Consider the following 13,900-nt stretch of genomic DNA (forward strand, 5'->3'; position numbering starts at 1 on the left):
AAAGCAGATTGGGACCTTGTTCGCCGACCCCATCAGGGCCAGCAGCTTCGAACGGCTGCATGAACAGGCCGGACAGAAGACTGCACCCGACCAATGCGCCAGAACAACGAATTACCTCTTGCAATACGGGAGCCATCCACAGAAGACATTGTCCTGCGACTACACTAGAGGTCCTGATAGCGCCAGCACTGAACCTCCACTACGCATCTGGTCGGTCGGCGAAAACATCGCACATATGCTCAAAGGCTCGCGCGACGGCGAGACGGGGTGGGGCGACCGCTGGGTCCTGCTCGGCTTCGACCACGAGCCACCCGCCATAGCCTTGATCCCTGACAAAGCGGGCAATTGGGACGAAGTCTACGATCCCATCTCCCGGCACTGTGAATACTCCCCTGCGCACACCGGCATTGAAGCTCAGATCGCCGGTACGGACTTCTTCCAGAACCGGCCTGCGGATATCCTTGAGGTGGATATGGTTGATACGGTCTCCAAAGCGCTCGATCAGTCGGACGTAGTCAAAGCCGGCTGCCACGGCGTGACCGGTGTCGAGCAGCAAGCCTGTCTCTGGTCCCACTTTGTCGAAGATTCCCGAGATCTCGTCGAATGTCTCGGCAACCATCATCAGATGATGATGGTACGCAAGTTTAAGATCGTACTCCTCGGCAAGACGCTTCGCGAACTCGGTCAACCGCGCAGCATACGCAGCCATGTCTGCCTTCGGCATGATTACTCGCTTTGACATCGGAACATCGAGCGGCGATCCCGGCGTCATCATCGCGACCTCGCCGTAAACCATCACTTTGCAATCCATCGCGTGCAGGAGGCCGGCATGGCTGGCGACCGCTTCCATTTCTTCGCCAACGCCACGTTCAGCTAGTTTTCCCGAATGCCAGCCGGACGCCAGGGCGAGACCATGGCTAGCAAGCAGCGGGCTCAGGGTGTTTGCATCTCGCGGAAACTTTCGCCCGAGCTCCACGCCATGATATCCAGCATCGGCGGCGTCACGCAGGCAGGTTTCCAGCGGTATATCCGCGCCAAGGTCTTCAAGAACGTCGTTCGCCCAGGACAGCGGACTGACGGCTAGTCGCACGTCGGGCGGCAGCAAGATATCAATCTGGGTCATTGCATTCCCTGCATAATGTTCGATTTGAACTGAGAGGCCTCGGCAGGACAACGTTCGCCGTGTCCCCGATTGGCTCTGAGAAGTGGCTCAGGCAGAATTCCTGACGATGAGCTTTCCCGGCAGTGTGACAGTCTCAGGGGGCAGCCGCCCGGTTATCATCTCGATGACAACCTCAACCATTTCGTCCTTCGGCTGCTCGTATGTGGAAAGGCCATAGACCGATGCTCCGCCCAACTCGTAATTGTCGAAGCCGATGACGGCCATGTCCTGCGGCACACGCAAGCCAAACTGCCCGCGGATTTCGTCAAGCGCGCCGATGGCCAGGATGTCGTTCTCGCACATGAGGACGTCGACCCTATCCTTGGCGTCCGTATTCTGAAGGTAGTGGCGAACGGATTCTGCTCCGGCCTGCGCGCTATACCTTTCCGCCGATATCACCGCGGTCTCGTCTACACCCTTCTGTTTCCAGAAATCGATGAAATGATGCCGGCGCCTGAGCGCCGTGGAGAGGGCCGGCGCCCCAGCCATGAAGCCCGGACGCCGGTATCCCTTTTCATAAAGATGATCGACGATCTCCTTCAATGCCAGCTCGGCGTCACAGACAACGGCAGGCACGCCATCGATCTGGCTGTCCCTTGCCAGCACGAACATCGGCGGCATGCTCCGGCCCAGCCGCCTGTCATTCAACGTTTCGCTGCGAAAAGCAGTGCCGAACATGATGATGGCATCGACCTGGCGCTGATCCGCGTTGAGCAGGGCACGCACATGATCGAAGTGATTGTTGATGTTGATCAGCATGGCGACCAGCCCTTCAGCCTGCAGCCGATCGGTCAAAGTCTCCAGGAAGGGCAACTTCTGAGGGTTGGCAAAGTCGTCGACGAAGACCGCCACCTGATGCGTGAGATTGGTGGCCAAGCTGCGGGCGAGGAGGTTCGGCGAGTAGTTAAGCGCCGCTGCAGCCTGCAGAACCCTACGTTTGCTCTCCTCGGTAATCGATGCGCCCGGCGTGAACGCACGGATAACTGTCCATTTTGAGACGCCGGCCGCATCTGCCACGTTCTTCGCCGTTGCCCGCCTTCTCATGAAGCCTCCACAAAATGAAACGTCCATTCCATTTTCTGATTCCGTGAAATGAACGCTTGCTTTTAGCGTATCAAAAGCTATGATGCACGCGTTTGCACCCGGTAGCAAACACTTTTGCACCCGGTAGCATTCGCTTTTTTGCCGCCTCAGGAGGAGACGGCAACGTTAGGAGGAGCAGATGAAATCCATTCTAAAGAGACTCGCAGTCGGTGCCGTCATCCTCGGTGCAGCAGCTTCAGTGGCCATCAGCGCCAGAGCTGAGGATATTTCCATTATCGCGGTCACCCACGGACAGGCGTCAGATCCATTCTGGTCCATCGTGAAGAACGGGATGATGCAGGCCGGGAAGGACAGCAATGTCAAAGTCGACTATCGCGCTCCGGAAACCTTCGACATGGTGGCAATGGGCCAACTGATCGAAGCTGCCGCTAATCAGAAGCCTGCCGGCATCGTCATCTCGGACCCTGACCCGGATGCGCTCGGTCCGGCAATCGAGAAGGCTGTCGCGGCCGGCATTCCGGTGATTTCGATGAATTCAGGCATCTCGGCGGCAGAGAAGCTCGGCATCAAGCTGCATGTTGGCCAGGACGAAGGCCCAGCGGGCATCAAGGTCGGCGAGAAATTGAAATCCCTCGGCCTGAAGCACGTTCTCTGCGTCAACCAGGAAGTGGGCAATGCCGCTCTCGACCAGCGTTGCGCCGGCACCGAAAAGGGTTTTGAGGGCGGCAAGGTGACCGTGCTGCCGACAACGGCCGATCCGGCCGAAATCGAAGCGAAGATCCAGGCCGCACTCACATCCGATCCGTCGATCGACGTGGTGCTCGGTCTCTCGGCCCCGCTCGTCGGCGAGCCTGCGGTCGCAGTCGTCGAGAAGATGGGCGTCGGCGACAAGGTGAAGGTAGCCTCCTATGACCTGTCGGCGGGCTTCCTGAAGGCGGTTGCCGACGGCAAGGCTTTGTTCGCGGTCGATCAGCAGCCCTACCTGCAAGGCTATCTGCCGGTGACGTTCCTCGCACTCTATGCCCGCTACGGTACGATCCCCGCTGGCAATGTGCCCTCCGGTCCGAGCTTCGTCGAGAAGGACACGGCCGCTTCCGTCATTGAGAGATCCTCCCAGGGCATCCGCTAAGGAGAGCCGGGCGGTCCTCGCTTCGGCGGGGACCGCTTAATCTTCGTGCAGGACCGGAAGACCGCATCTGTACGGCTTGAGCTTGATAAAAATCGGGAGGAAACAATGACTCTGACCAAAGAACAGAGCACGGCCACAAGTCACTCCGATGAGCGACTGAAGAAAGTCTCGACGATGACCGCGCTCCTGCGGCGCCCCGAACTCGGCGCTGTTGCAGGCCTGGTGCTCGTGACCATCTTTTTCTTCTTCACCGCAAATCCGGCGATGTTCACGCTGGCCGGCATCATGAATTTCATGGCACCGGCCGCCCAACTCGGCATTCTTGCCACCGGCGCGGCTTTACTGATGATCGGCGGCGAATTTGATCTCTCGATCGGATCGATGGTGGCTTTTGCCGGGCTGGTCTTCGGCACCGCGCTCGTCGTTTGGCATGTGCCGCTCAGCGTTGCGATCCTGGTTGCCGTCGCCTTCGCCGTCTTCATCGGCGTCACCAACGCGCAGATCACGATGCGCACCGGCCTGCCGTCCTTCATCGTCACGCTGGCGTTTCTGTTCATCCTGCGCGGGCTGACCCTGGTCGGCCTAAAATGGGCGAGCGGCGGCTCCACCCAGCTTCGCGGCATGAAGGAGGCTGCCGCCGGCAGCCCGCTGGCGCCGTTCTTTTCGGGCGACGCCTTTTCCAGCCTGTTCTCGTGGCTCGCCGAGAAAGGCACCATCGAGGCATTTCCGAGCGGCGCTCCGAAAGTGCCGGGCATTCCCGTCGAGATTTTGTGGTTCATAGCGATTGCCCTGCTCGCGACGTGGGTCCTGTTGCGGACGCGTTTTGGCAACTGGATTTTTGCAGCCGGCGGCGATCCTCGCGCTGCCCGCAAATCCGCCGTGCCGGTTGCGCGGGTAAAGACGGCGCTCTTCGTGATCACCGCGCTCTGCGCCACGCTGGTTGCCATCCTTACAGTTCTCGATGCTGGCTCGACCGACGCCCGCCGCGGCTTCCAGAAGGAGTTCGAGGCGATCATCGCTGCCGTCATCGGCGGGTGCCTGCTGACCGGCGGCTATGGCTCGGCAATCGGCGCCTTCTTCGGATCGATCGTGTTCGGCATGGTTCTGATCGGACTGACCTACACCTCGATCGACCAGGATTGGTACCTCGTCTTTCTCGGCGGCATGCTGCTGGTCGCGGTGATTTTCAACAATGTCATCCGCAAGCGCGTAACGGGAGAACGCTGATGGCCACGTCCCAAACGCCCCTCATTGAGGTCAAGGACATCGTCAAGCATTTCGGCTCGGTCATTGCGCTGAACGGTGTGTCGATGAGCGTGAATGCGCATGAGGTGCTCTGCTTGCTGGGCGATAACGGCGCCGGCAAGTCGACGCTGATCAACACGCTTGCCGGCGTGCACAAGCCGACGTCCGGACAATTCCTGGTCGAGGGGCAGCCCCGGCTCTTTGCGGGACCGCGCGATGCCCTCGATGCCGGCATTGCCACCGTTTATCAGGACCTCGCCATGATCCCGCTGATGTCGGTGACCCGCAACTTCTTCATGGGGCGCGAGCCCGTGGTCGGTTTCGGGCCTTTCAAACGCATGGACATGGAGCAGGCCGACAACGTCACACGAGACGAGATGCACAGGATCGGCATCGACGTGCGCGACCCTCAGCAGGCCGTTGGAACGCTTTCAGGCGGCGAGCGTCAGTGTGTTGCGATCGCCCGCGCGGTTTATTTCGGCGCCAAGGTCCTCATCCTGGACGAGCCGACTTCCGCTCTTGGCGTTGCCCAGACCTCCATGGTGCTGAAGTACATCGGCCAGGTCCGCAACAAGGGTCTCGGCGTGATCTTCATCACCCACAATGTCCGTCACGCCTATGCCGTCGGCGACCGCTTCACGGTGCTCAATCGCGGCAAGACGCTCGGCACTTATAGGAAAGATCAGATCGGCATCGACGAGCTCCAGAACCTGATGGCAGGCGGCAAGGAGCTGCAGTCGCTCTCAGAGGAACTCGGCGGAACGATCTGATCGAGAGCTTTTCACATGTCGGAATGGCGTGCCTCGCGCCTCAGGGAGATGGGCTTCGGCGTCGGCCTTTGGAATTGGCCGGAGCACGATCTCGCCAAGCTCGAGGCGACCGGAGCGACCTTCACGATCATGAACGGCTACCTTGCGGGCCGTCTGACCGATGATGAAGGTGCGGCCGAACTGATCAGAACGGCCCGCGAGACCGCACAGGTTGGCAAGCGCCTCGGGGTGCAGCGCCTCAACCTGCACGGCACGGGGCTTGGGGACAGGGGCCTCCCAGTTCAGCCCATCGAAGTCGTCACCGGTGCGATGTGGCTGAAGGCGCGTGACACTCTCTGCCGCGTCGGCGACCTAGCCGAGCAGGAAGGTGTCACCTTCACGCTTGAAAATCTCAACCTGCCGGTCGACCACCCAGGCGTGCCCTTTGGCCGTGCCGAGGACACGCTCGCCCTGGTGTCGAGCATCGGCCATGCGCGACTTCGCCTGAACCTCGATCTCTACCACGCCCAGATCGGCGAGGGGAATTTGATCGAACTCTGCCGCAAGTGCCTGCCCTGGATCGGCGAGATCCAGGTGGCGGACGTTCCGGGCCGCTGCGAACCCGGCACCGGCGAGATTAACTGGCGTGGTGTCGCCAAAGCCCTGAAGGCAATGGATTATTCCGGCCCTGTCGGCATGGAAGCCTGGGCCACCGGCGATCCCGACGCCGCGCTCGAAGCCTTCCGCGAGGCCTTCACGGTCTGACTTACCTCTCCAACCCTTTTTTAGGATTGCTCGAATGCCCAAGAATAAGCCTGTCAGTGTCGGACTCATCGGCGCCGGTCGCATCGGTTCTTTCCACGGTGAGACCGTCGCGTGCCGCCTCGTCGGTGCCGATCTCGTTGGTATCGCTGATCCTGCGCCGGATGCGGCGTCCAACCTCGCTGAGAAGCTCGGCGTCGAAAGCGCCTACACGGATACGGCCGATCTCCTCTCTCATCCGGGGCTCGAGGCGGTGATTATAGCCACTCCCGCGCGGTTCCATACGAACGTCCTCGTGCAGGCCGCCGAAGCAGGCAAGGCGATCTTTTGCGAGAAGCCGATGGCATTGACCCTGGAGGATGCCGACCGGGCAATCGCCGCGGCGCGTTCGGCCGGGGTCCCACTTCAGGTGGGCTTCAACCGGCGCTGGGATCAGGCCTTTGCTGAGGGGCGAGCAGCGATTGATGCCGGGAAAGTCGGGACGCCGCAGCTCCTTCGCTCTCTCACGCGCGATCCAGGCCCGTTCGGCGCCGATCCGGCGCGGATCCCACTCTGGACCATCTTCTACGAGACGCTCATCCACGACTTCGACACGCTGTTGTGGCTCAATCCGGGCGCGCAGCCGGTAGAGGTGTCTGCTGTAGCCGACGCTTTAGTGCGGCCGGATTTCAGGGAAAACGGCTTCCTTGACACAGCGGTAGTCACAGTCCGGTTCGACAACGGCTCCGTTGCCGTCGCCGAAGCAAACTTCTCGGCACTCTACGGCTATGACATCCGCGGCGAGGTCTTCGGCTCCGGCGGCATGGTGACCATGGGCGACGTTCGTCGCTCCAGCATGACGCTCTTCGACAAGAACGGCCTGTCGAACGATACCTGGCGCCGCGACACCGACCATTTCGTCCAAGGCTACACGGCGCAGCTCGCCTCGTTCGTTCGAGCCTCTCGTACCTGCAAAGTTGAAGGACCGACGGGCGAGGACGCGCGCAACGCTCTAAAAATTGCGCTTGCCTGCATCGAGTCCGTCTCGAAGAAGCAAGCCATTCCGCTGCGATAGAAGCTTCTGGAGCTACAGAGGAGTGTGGTCATGCACGAGGCCATCAAACGACCAAGCGACGTGAGCGAACTCAAAGGCATGATTGCCTCACGGACGATCACACTTCCGGAGCAGCAGGAACAAGTTGCTCGGATGGCACTGGCGAAGCCAGACGTGATAGCTTTTGGCACCGTCGGCTCGATTGCCGCCGAATGCTCCGTCTCGCCCTCTACGGTGGTGCGCGCCGCTACGGGCCTCGGTTTCGCCGATTTTCGAGACTTCAGGGGTTTTTTTCAGCTGCACCTACGGAAGGCAACAAGCCTGAAGGCTGGTTAGCTCCAACCAATGCAGGGATGGATCGGTCAGCGTCAGTCGTGCAGCATTGAAATTATTGAGGAATTTTGTCCGAGAGCGCTACCAAATTGCGCATAATTTACTATATATTTCAATAGCTTATCTGAATTTTGGTAGAGGGAAAGGCGCTGGAAACTAACCTTCTCCACTTTCGGCAATCGCCAACCGTCGCGATCTCGCGATCGAGCGGCGTCCTCCAGTCACTCATAGCCTGTCATCTCGAGATAGCCGCGCCCAGCATGGGTGCCCTCAAATCGGATCGGGCCTTCCCAATAGGGAAAGCGTGTGTCCATCCAGGCTTGCGGGTTCAGCGCCCGCGTGGTCACATCCACCCCTTTTTCCGGCAATTGCACCCTCCAGCGGATCGGCACGCTACGTCCCGCGACTGCCGCCGTTTCGAGCGGCGTCACTCTTAGCGCGCCGGGGGCCTGCGGCTGCGGCCTGCCGTCGGCCTTGATCCATGTGGCCGATGTAAAGCCCGGCCCTCCGTCGCGCAGGCGAAAGCCCATCATCTTTTCGCCGCTGTCGAAATGCAGCGAGAACCAGTCCCACCCGGTTTGATCCTCAGCCAGCGGCTGCGAGGACCATTCGTGGTCCAACCACGCCTGACCAGTCACCGCAATCGCGCCTGCCGGAAGGATCAGCGTGCCGGTCACGTGGTAGTATGGTTGCGAGTAATAATAGCTCGCCTGCCCCTTCTCGGATTTCACCGAGTAGCCCTGCACTCCCTGCGGCACCAGAGGGCCTTTGGCGTCCAGTGCCAGTTCGTAGGAAAACGCCTGTCCCGCCGCGTGCAGATCGAGCGCCGACAGCGCATCCGCCTCTGGCAGGGCCCGGCCTGCCATCTGCCAGTTGTCAATCCAGGCCGCAAAGGGCGCAGCCGAAACCCCCGCCTGGCCGATGCCGCCCCGTGCCATCCGTTCGGCCACGAATTGGTGCGTTTGCGTCGTCAGCCCCGCATGACCCATCCAAAGCTGCGGACTGGACCAGCCGGACCGCTCCACCGGGGCCAGGGCGGATCGGAAAAGAGTCCATTGCACACCATAGTCCGTTCCATCCGCAGCTTGCAGGTTGGCGGTCAAATACCACCATTCGATCCGGTAACCGGGGTGCGGGCCGTGGTCTGCCGGGAAGTTGAATGCAGTCCCCGGCTGCGGCACTGAAAACCCGTCAGCCTCTGTGCCAAGCCCAGCAAAACCCTGGCCAAAGGCAGGTGCGGCCAAGCACAGATAGATCAGCAATGCCCTAACGCTCATGTGCAAATACGCTCAACAAATCCGATGGCGAAAGACGCGCCAGCCGCCAGGCAGGCACGGCGGCTGCAAGCCCGGCCGCCAGCAGCGCGAGCGCCGCCAGCCGCACCCAGTCACCGGGAAAGAGGTGCATCGGCAGACGCCAACCAAAAGCCTCGACATTTACCACCGCCAGCAGAACAAAGGCGAGCCCGATACCTACAGGCAGAGCGGCCAGCATGGTCAAGGCTGCCAACAACAAGCCGCGCCAAAGCTCCAGCCATACGAGGTGGCGGCGGGGCAGACCCATGGCCCAGACTGGCGCCAGTTGCGGCAGGCGCATCCCCGACAGGGTCATGAGGCTCGCAAACATCGCCAGCCCCGCGACTCCTAGCGTCAGCACATTCAGCGCGGCTGTCACGTTGAATGTGCGCTCAAACACTTTGAGCGAAAAGACCTTGATCCCGGCCTGGTCAATCACGTTCTGCGCGGGCAGCCCGAATTCCGCCCGCAAACCCGCAGCCAGTGCTTCGGCCTTGCCGGGGGGAATCCGAATGGCATAGCGCAGGCGGGAGACGTCAGGATAGTGCTGGAGCAGTGTGTCGATCCCGATGATCACTTGGCCGATCGGGTTGCCATAGTCGGCATAGACGCCGACGATGCTGGCCCGCCAGCCACCGGGCAGCGTGATCTGGTCCCCCAAGCCCAACTCCTGGCGCCGCGCCAGTTGTTCGTTGATCAGGGCGCCGTCGCCTGCGGCGATCCGGTCCCACACCTCCGGCACTGCAGAGAGGATCGGCCAGTTGTCGCGATAGGTGGCATGATCGGCCACGCCGTATATTGCCGCGGGCTGCCCTGCGACCCGGCCCTCAATGCTCCAGATCGGCAGGACCGCGTCGCTGCGCTGGGCCAGCCAGTCGCGTATCGCCGTGGCCTCTGCTTCAGTGCGGGCGGTCACGTAAAGCTCTGAGGCGAGACGCTGATCGAGCCAGCCGGTGAAGGTCAGCCGAAAGCTCGACACCATCGTGCTGACGCCCACATTGACGGCCAGCGCAAGCAGCAGTGCCATTAGCGCCAATGACAGGCCGGGAAGCTGTTGACGCGTGTCGGCCCAAAACCATTCAGCCAATGGTCCATGCGCCAAGCGGCCGCCAAGGTGCAATATCCCCGTCAGCACGAGCGGCAGCGCCAGTGCCGCCCCCAACAGCAATGCCGCCAGAAGCGCAAAACCCGCCTCGAGGCCGGATCCGAACTGTGCAATTCCCGCCGCCGTCAACAGGAGCACCATTGCAGCCACGCCTTGCGCGCGCAGGGCCCGCTCCGAAGCCCGCGCCCAGGCCCGAGGCTGGGCCGGCGCAAGCAGTGGCAGGTGCCATAAGCGCCAGAGGCTCTGTGCGGCCGCTACCAGCGTGCCGATTACCGCGATCGCCAGCCCCGCTGCCCACACTGCGGGGCGGATCGACAGCGTTCCCGGCACATCGGCCCCGTAAAGCCCGCGCAGGGTGGCGGCGACGTCGGGCAAAAGGGCCGAGGCGACTACATAGCCAAGTGCCACGCCCACCAGTCCCGCGAGGAGGGCGAAGATCAGCAGCTCGGCGATCAGCAAAAGGACCAGCACGCGGGCCGGCAAGCCCAGTGCGCGCAGCGTGCGAAATACCTGGCGGCGTTGTTCAAAAGCCAGACCGATGGCGGAATGCACGATGAAGAACCCCACCGCAAAGGCAAGAAAACCGAAAGCCGTCAGGTTCAGGTGAAAACTGTCAGTCAGCCTGGCAAGATCCCCCGTTTCGCTCGGCTCGCGCAGGGTCAGGCCGGGGGCTGTCGCCTCTAGAGGGGCACGGCCAATCGGTTGGTCCGGCCAGAGCAAAAGACGAGAGATCTTGTCCTTTGCCCCAAGCAAGACCTGCGCCTGCCCGATGTCGGTGAGGACTGTGCCAGGCGGCAAACCCTCGGCCACGCGCACGGGAGGTGTTGCTTGCTCGGTTAGTCGTGCCGCGGTTTCCGGAGCTGCATAGAGCACACCGGGCGCCGTGATGAACGGCAATAGCTCATCACCCACCTCAACATCCACCTGCTGCGCCTGCGGCGGCAAAGTCAGTGGGTCAATGCCGAGGACGCGCAACCTCACATCCCCAAACCGCATTTCACCTTCAATCACCGGCGAAGCCAGCCAGCCTGCTCGCCGCAGTCTCACAAACACCTGTTGATCCATCTGGGCACCGTCCTCACGCACCAGTTGCGCGAGCCGGTCCTGCCCAAGGATCGCCGCTGCACGGTCATAGCTCGCCCGCGCCTCACCGTTGATCGCCTGAACCGCTGACCACAGCGCCGTTGCCAGCGATAGCCCCAAAAGCAGCATCGCCAGTTGGACAGGCCGCCTGCGCCAATGCGACAAGAGCGCTGACAACCCGGTCCACACCATCAAGCCAGCCGTCCCGCGTGCAGGTGAACGTGGGCGTTCAGCCGGTTTGCCAGACGGTCGGAATGGGTAACCATTAACAGGGCGGCATCCGTTTCAGCCACCAGCGACAGCATAAGATCGAGTACAGCATCCCCTGTTGCCTCATCGAGATTGCCCGTGGGCTCATCGGCCAAAACCAGCCGGGGCCGAGCGGCTAGGGTCCGCCCAATCGCCACCCGCTGTTGTTGCCCACTCGACAGCTGTTCAGGGTAGCGCGTTAGGACCTTGGCCAGGCCCAGCCGTTCAGCAAGGACCTTCAGCCACGCCGGATCAGGACGGCCGGCAAGTCGAGCCTGAAAGGCAAGGTTGGCTGCCACATCAAGCGAAGGGATCAGGTTGAACTGCTGGAACACAAGTCCGACTGTTCCCCGCCGCAGGGCGGCAAGGGCCGTATCGTTCAGCCCCACAATATTGGTACCGCCAAGGTGGATTTCTCCCGCATCAGGGCTGTCGAGCCCTGCAACGAGGTGCAAAAGCGTGCTCTTGCCGCTGCCCGACTCGCCGGTCAGCGCAAGGCTCTTGCCCGCCTCCAGCGAAAGATCGATCCCGTGCAGAACATGCAACGGCCCCTCGCCAGTGGAGTAGAATTTGTCGATCTGGTGCAGCCTCAGCAGCATGTTACTATGTTACTCCCCCGGAGGACCGCGTGCATCTGACACGGCGGGTGGATCGAGTGAGTGGTCGAACCACGGTGGCGGGCGTTACTGTGACAGACGAACAAGGCATAAAGCTATCTGGCAGCAGACTGGTTGAGGAAAGCCCCACCGTCATGAAGCCGATGAAAGAAGAGCACCTCGCGGTTCTACGCAGGCACATGGTCGAGGTGATTGCAATCCATGCCGACCTTGCAAGCGAAGAAGTCGGCAAGGCGACGCTCGATGAGCGGGTGATGGCAGCGATGCGGCGGGTGCCGCGGCATCGCTTCGTGCCAGCCCCGTTTGCGCTTGGCTATCACTTCGATCTCATTCCAGTGATTGGAGCCGCGAGGGGGCTCGGGACGGGCGCGAACGCGGTAGGGCAACACCGCAGTCGCTCCATTGGTTTCGGCGATGTAAATCATGTAGTTATGGATTGTAAATCCCGCAATTTCTCTTGAGTTTCTGAAAGTTGATTTGCGAGCGAACCAATCCAAAGGTATTGCCGATACCATAGTGCAATAGAGTTAATGTTGCCGACGGTCGATCCTTGTCTCACATCCGAATGATCGGATAGAGATAGGAGGACGTCATGTTAGCAGCATCACTATCGCCCAAACGGCGCGAAACACATGCCGCCACGGCTCACGCCGGGGTCGGCGACTCAATCCGCCCCTTCTGCGTCAACGTTCCCGAGTCGGAACTGACCGAATTGCGCCGGTTTCGGCACAATGCCATGACCCTACTCATCACGACGCTTGCCGCAGTCGCGACAGGAGCCGTGCTCGCTACGAGCGCCTTCGCCCAGAGCGCGAGGGACGTCCGCGGCGCTTCACCGTTCGAAACAATCGAGAACGAACCCGCACCCAAACTGATTGTGGATCCACCACTTCCGGGCCCACTGGCCCAGGGCCTCTTTCAGGCCCAGTACCGGACGGAGAACGTGCACATCGTGCCGGTGTTTGGGGAGGGCGCCCTCAAGGCATCTCCACGCATCGGGCATCTGCATATAACCGTCAACGACCACGAATTCTTGTGGGCGGATTCGGGTAACACCAATACTGTCGACATTGCAGGGTTTTCGCCCGGCGATCACAAGGTGAAGATCGAGTTGGTCGACGCTAACCACAACGTCTTCGCCGGACAATCTGTGACGGTACCGTTCACTGTGCCTCCTGCAAAATAGGGAGACCGGCTTTCCGCTAATGCCCCGGAAACGGTGCCGTCGCGGGAGTGGTTGCTTTTGGGAGTTGGCGTAGTCTCCGGGGTGTCAAACCTCGAATTATCCGGCGTTAGAGCGCCGGACAGGAGACTACGCCATGACAAGGACTCCCATGAATGCGGAGCCATTCATCCTGAGGAAGGCGACGAGCTATCTTCGACAGGGCAAGCCGACCGATACTGGCTGGGGCGCCGGGCCGCGCAGCACCATGTGCCGGGCAGCGGGTCCGTTCATCGGCATGCTGGAACGATAGGAGAAAGGATTTCGATATGACTGAGAAACTTCTCTTCACTGGCAAGACCCACAATACTAGCGGTCGCGATGGCGGAGCCCGCAGCAGCGACGGCCAGCTGGACATCAAGCTGAAGCAGCCGCACCCGGCCGCCGAAAACCTGTTCGGTGCCGCCTGGTCGGCCTGCTACATGGGAGCGCTCGAGGTCGCAGCCTCCCAGAGAAACATCAAGCTTCCGGCGGGTACCGCGGTCGATGCAGAGATCGATTTGAACTCAGACGCCGGCTCCTACTTCCTGCGGGCGCGCCTCAACGTCAGCGTGCCGGGCGTCGACCCTCAGGTTGCGCGCGAGCTGCTCGGTGCGGCACACAGCATTTGTCCGTACTCCAAGGCGACGCACGGCAACATCAACGTTGCGACCAAGCTCCTCTGAACCCGGTCAAGTCTGCCCGGCGGAGACCGCGAAAGCCGGAGCTGTTCACCAATGAACTCAGAATAGCGTCCGGTCGCTGCATTGAGATCCAGTAATTGCGCGGCGCCAAAGTGGCGCCGAACGCATTAGGGCAACACCGCAGTCGCTCCATTGGTTTCACCGATGTAAATCGTGTAGTTATGGATTGTAAATCCCGGAATTTCTGAA

General features: G+C 61.3%; 14 protein-coding genes and 1 pseudogene. 10 read left to right on the plus strand and 5 right to left on the minus strand.

The window, feature by feature from the left end:
* Positions 1 to 199: 199 nt before the first annotated feature.
* Both iolE and AC04SI_RS13935 read right to left on the minus strand, forming a co-directional pair.
* The gene (gene iolE / locus AC04SI_RS13930; protein ID WP_488474340.1) at positions 200 to 1,123 is read right to left on the minus strand and encodes a myo-inosose-2 dehydratase; all 924 of its coding nucleotides are present in this window, start codon (positions 1,121 to 1,123) and stop codon (positions 200 to 202) included.
* Between the two features lie 87 nt (positions 1,124 to 1,210).
* Positions 1,211 to 2,206: a LacI family DNA-binding transcriptional regulator gene (locus tag AC04SI_RS13935; RefSeq protein WP_184872203.1), complete on the minus strand. Its 996-nt coding sequence runs from the start codon at positions 2,204 to 2,206 to the stop codon at positions 1,211 to 1,213.
* A gap of 178 nt (positions 2,207 to 2,384) precedes the next feature.
* Between AC04SI_RS13935 and AC04SI_RS13940 the strand changes: the two genes are divergently transcribed.
* From AC04SI_RS13940 to AC04SI_RS13965, 6 genes are all read left to right on the plus strand, one after another.
* Positions 2,385 to 3,335, plus strand: coding sequence for a sugar ABC transporter substrate-binding protein (locus tag AC04SI_RS13940; RefSeq protein WP_488474341.1), 951 nt, complete (start codon positions 2,385 to 2,387; stop codon positions 3,333 to 3,335).
* A gap of 105 nt (positions 3,336 to 3,440) precedes the next feature.
* Positions 3,441 to 4,562, plus strand: coding sequence for an ABC transporter permease (locus AC04SI_RS13945; protein ID WP_488474342.1), 1,122 nt, complete (start codon positions 3,441 to 3,443; stop codon positions 4,560 to 4,562).
* The gene (locus tag AC04SI_RS13950; RefSeq protein WP_488474343.1) at positions 4,562 to 5,350 is read left to right on the plus strand and encodes an ATP-binding cassette domain-containing protein; all 789 of its coding nucleotides are present in this window, start codon (positions 4,562 to 4,564) and stop codon (positions 5,348 to 5,350) included. The genes AC04SI_RS13945 and AC04SI_RS13950 overlap by 1 nt, the downstream gene beginning before the upstream one ends.
* A 15-nt stretch (positions 5,351 to 5,365) precedes the next feature.
* Entirely contained in the window at positions 5,366 to 6,094 is a 729-nt protein-coding gene (locus AC04SI_RS13955; RefSeq protein WP_488474344.1) for a TIM barrel protein, read from the plus strand.
* 34 nt (positions 6,095 to 6,128) lie between these two features.
* Positions 6,129 to 7,145: a Gfo/Idh/MocA family oxidoreductase gene (locus AC04SI_RS13960; protein WP_192257354.1), complete on the plus strand. Its 1,017-nt coding sequence runs from the start codon at positions 6,129 to 6,131 to the stop codon at positions 7,143 to 7,145.
* A 30-nt stretch (positions 7,146 to 7,175) separates the two neighbouring features.
* A complete protein-coding gene (locus tag AC04SI_RS13965; protein ID WP_488474345.1) occupies positions 7,176 to 7,460 on the plus strand; it encodes a MurR/RpiR family transcriptional regulator in 285 nt (94 codons plus the stop codon).
* Positions 7,461 to 7,678: 218 nt separating this feature from the next.
* On the opposite strand, the gene AC04SI_RS13970 is transcribed toward AC04SI_RS13965, so the two are convergent.
* The 3 genes from AC04SI_RS13970 to AC04SI_RS13980 are packed head-to-tail and all read right to left on the minus strand — an operon-like array spanning position 7,679 to position 11,788.
* Entirely contained in the window at positions 7,679 to 8,734 is a 1,056-nt protein-coding gene (locus tag AC04SI_RS13970) for a lipocalin-like domain-containing protein (protein ID WP_488474346.1), read from the minus strand.
* Entirely contained in the window at positions 8,724 to 11,132 is a 2,409-nt protein-coding gene (locus tag AC04SI_RS13975) for an ABC transporter permease (RefSeq protein ID WP_488474402.1), read from the minus strand. The genes AC04SI_RS13970 and AC04SI_RS13975 overlap by 11 nt, the downstream gene beginning before the upstream one ends.
* Positions 11,132 to 11,788 (minus strand): ABC transporter ATP-binding protein, encoded by a 657-nt coding sequence (locus AC04SI_RS13980; RefSeq protein WP_488474347.1) that lies wholly within the window; start codon positions 11,786 to 11,788, stop codon positions 11,132 to 11,134. The genes AC04SI_RS13975 and AC04SI_RS13980 overlap by 1 nt, the downstream gene beginning before the upstream one ends.
* Positions 11,789 to 11,940: 152 nt before the next feature.
* Here AC04SI_RS13980 and AC04SI_RS13985 point away from each other — a divergent pair.
* The 4 genes and pseudogenes from AC04SI_RS13985 to AC04SI_RS14000 all read left to right on the plus strand — a co-directional run.
* Positions 11,941 to 12,114, plus strand: a pseudogene (locus tag AC04SI_RS13985) (protein-L-isoaspartate(D-aspartate) O-methyltransferase); the annotation flags it as partial.
* A 284-nt stretch (positions 12,115 to 12,398) separates the two neighbouring features.
* Positions 12,399 to 12,992 (plus strand): DUF6130 family protein, encoded by a 594-nt coding sequence (locus AC04SI_RS13990; RefSeq protein ID WP_488474348.1) that lies wholly within the window; start codon positions 12,399 to 12,401, stop codon positions 12,990 to 12,992.
* Between the two features lie 133 nt (positions 12,993 to 13,125).
* Entirely contained in the window at positions 13,126 to 13,281 is a 156-nt protein-coding gene (locus AC04SI_RS13995; protein WP_292576876.1) for a hypothetical protein, read from the plus strand.
* Positions 13,282 to 13,297: 16 nt separating this feature from the next.
* Positions 13,298 to 13,693: an Ohr family peroxiredoxin gene (locus AC04SI_RS14000; RefSeq protein WP_127205040.1), complete on the plus strand. Its 396-nt coding sequence runs from the start codon at positions 13,298 to 13,300 to the stop codon at positions 13,691 to 13,693.
* Positions 13,694 to 13,900: the final 207 nt, after the last annotated feature.

The sequence above is a fragment of the Mesorhizobium sp. CNPSo 4689 genome, from assembly GCF_057784325.1.

Excerpts from the sequence above, each read along its gene's own strand:
- iolE (WP_488474340.1), bottom strand. The coding sequence starts at position 1,123 with ATGACCCAGATTGATATCTTGCTGCCGCCCGACGTGCGACTAGCCGTC.
- AC04SI_RS13935 (WP_184872203.1), bottom strand. The coding sequence starts at position 2,206 with ATGAGAAGGCGGGCAACGGCGAAGAACGTGGCAGATGCGGCCGGCGTC.
- AC04SI_RS13940 (WP_488474341.1), top strand. The coding sequence starts at position 2,385 with ATGAAATCCATTCTAAAGAGACTCGCAGTCGGTGCCGTCATCCTCGGT.
- AC04SI_RS13945 (WP_488474342.1), top strand. The coding sequence starts at position 3,441 with ATGACTCTGACCAAAGAACAGAGCACGGCCACAAGTCACTCCGATGAG.
- AC04SI_RS13950 (WP_488474343.1), top strand. The coding sequence starts at position 4,562 with ATGGCCACGTCCCAAACGCCCCTCATTGAGGTCAAGGACATCGTCAAG.
- AC04SI_RS13955 (WP_488474344.1), top strand. The coding sequence starts at position 5,366 with ATGTCGGAATGGCGTGCCTCGCGCCTCAGGGAGATGGGCTTCGGCGTC.
- AC04SI_RS13960 (WP_192257354.1), top strand. The coding sequence starts at position 6,129 with ATGCCCAAGAATAAGCCTGTCAGTGTCGGACTCATCGGCGCCGGTCGC.
- AC04SI_RS13965 (WP_488474345.1), top strand. The coding sequence starts at position 7,176 with ATGCACGAGGCCATCAAACGACCAAGCGACGTGAGCGAACTCAAAGGC.
- AC04SI_RS13970 (WP_488474346.1), bottom strand. The coding sequence starts at position 8,734 with ATGAGCGTTAGGGCATTGCTGATCTATCTGTGCTTGGCCGCACCTGCC.
- AC04SI_RS13975 (WP_488474402.1), bottom strand. The coding sequence starts at position 11,132 with ATGGTGTGGACCGGGTTGTCAGCGCTCTTGTCGCATTGGCGCAGGCGG.
- AC04SI_RS13980 (WP_488474347.1), bottom strand. The coding sequence starts at position 11,788 with ATGCTGCTGAGGCTGCACCAGATCGACAAATTCTACTCCACTGGCGAG.
- AC04SI_RS13990 (WP_488474348.1), top strand. The coding sequence starts at position 12,399 with ATGTTAGCAGCATCACTATCGCCCAAACGGCGCGAAACACATGCCGCC.
- AC04SI_RS13995 (WP_292576876.1), top strand. The coding sequence starts at position 13,126 with ATGACAAGGACTCCCATGAATGCGGAGCCATTCATCCTGAGGAAGGCG.
- AC04SI_RS14000 (WP_127205040.1), top strand. The coding sequence starts at position 13,298 with ATGACTGAGAAACTTCTCTTCACTGGCAAGACCCACAATACTAGCGGT.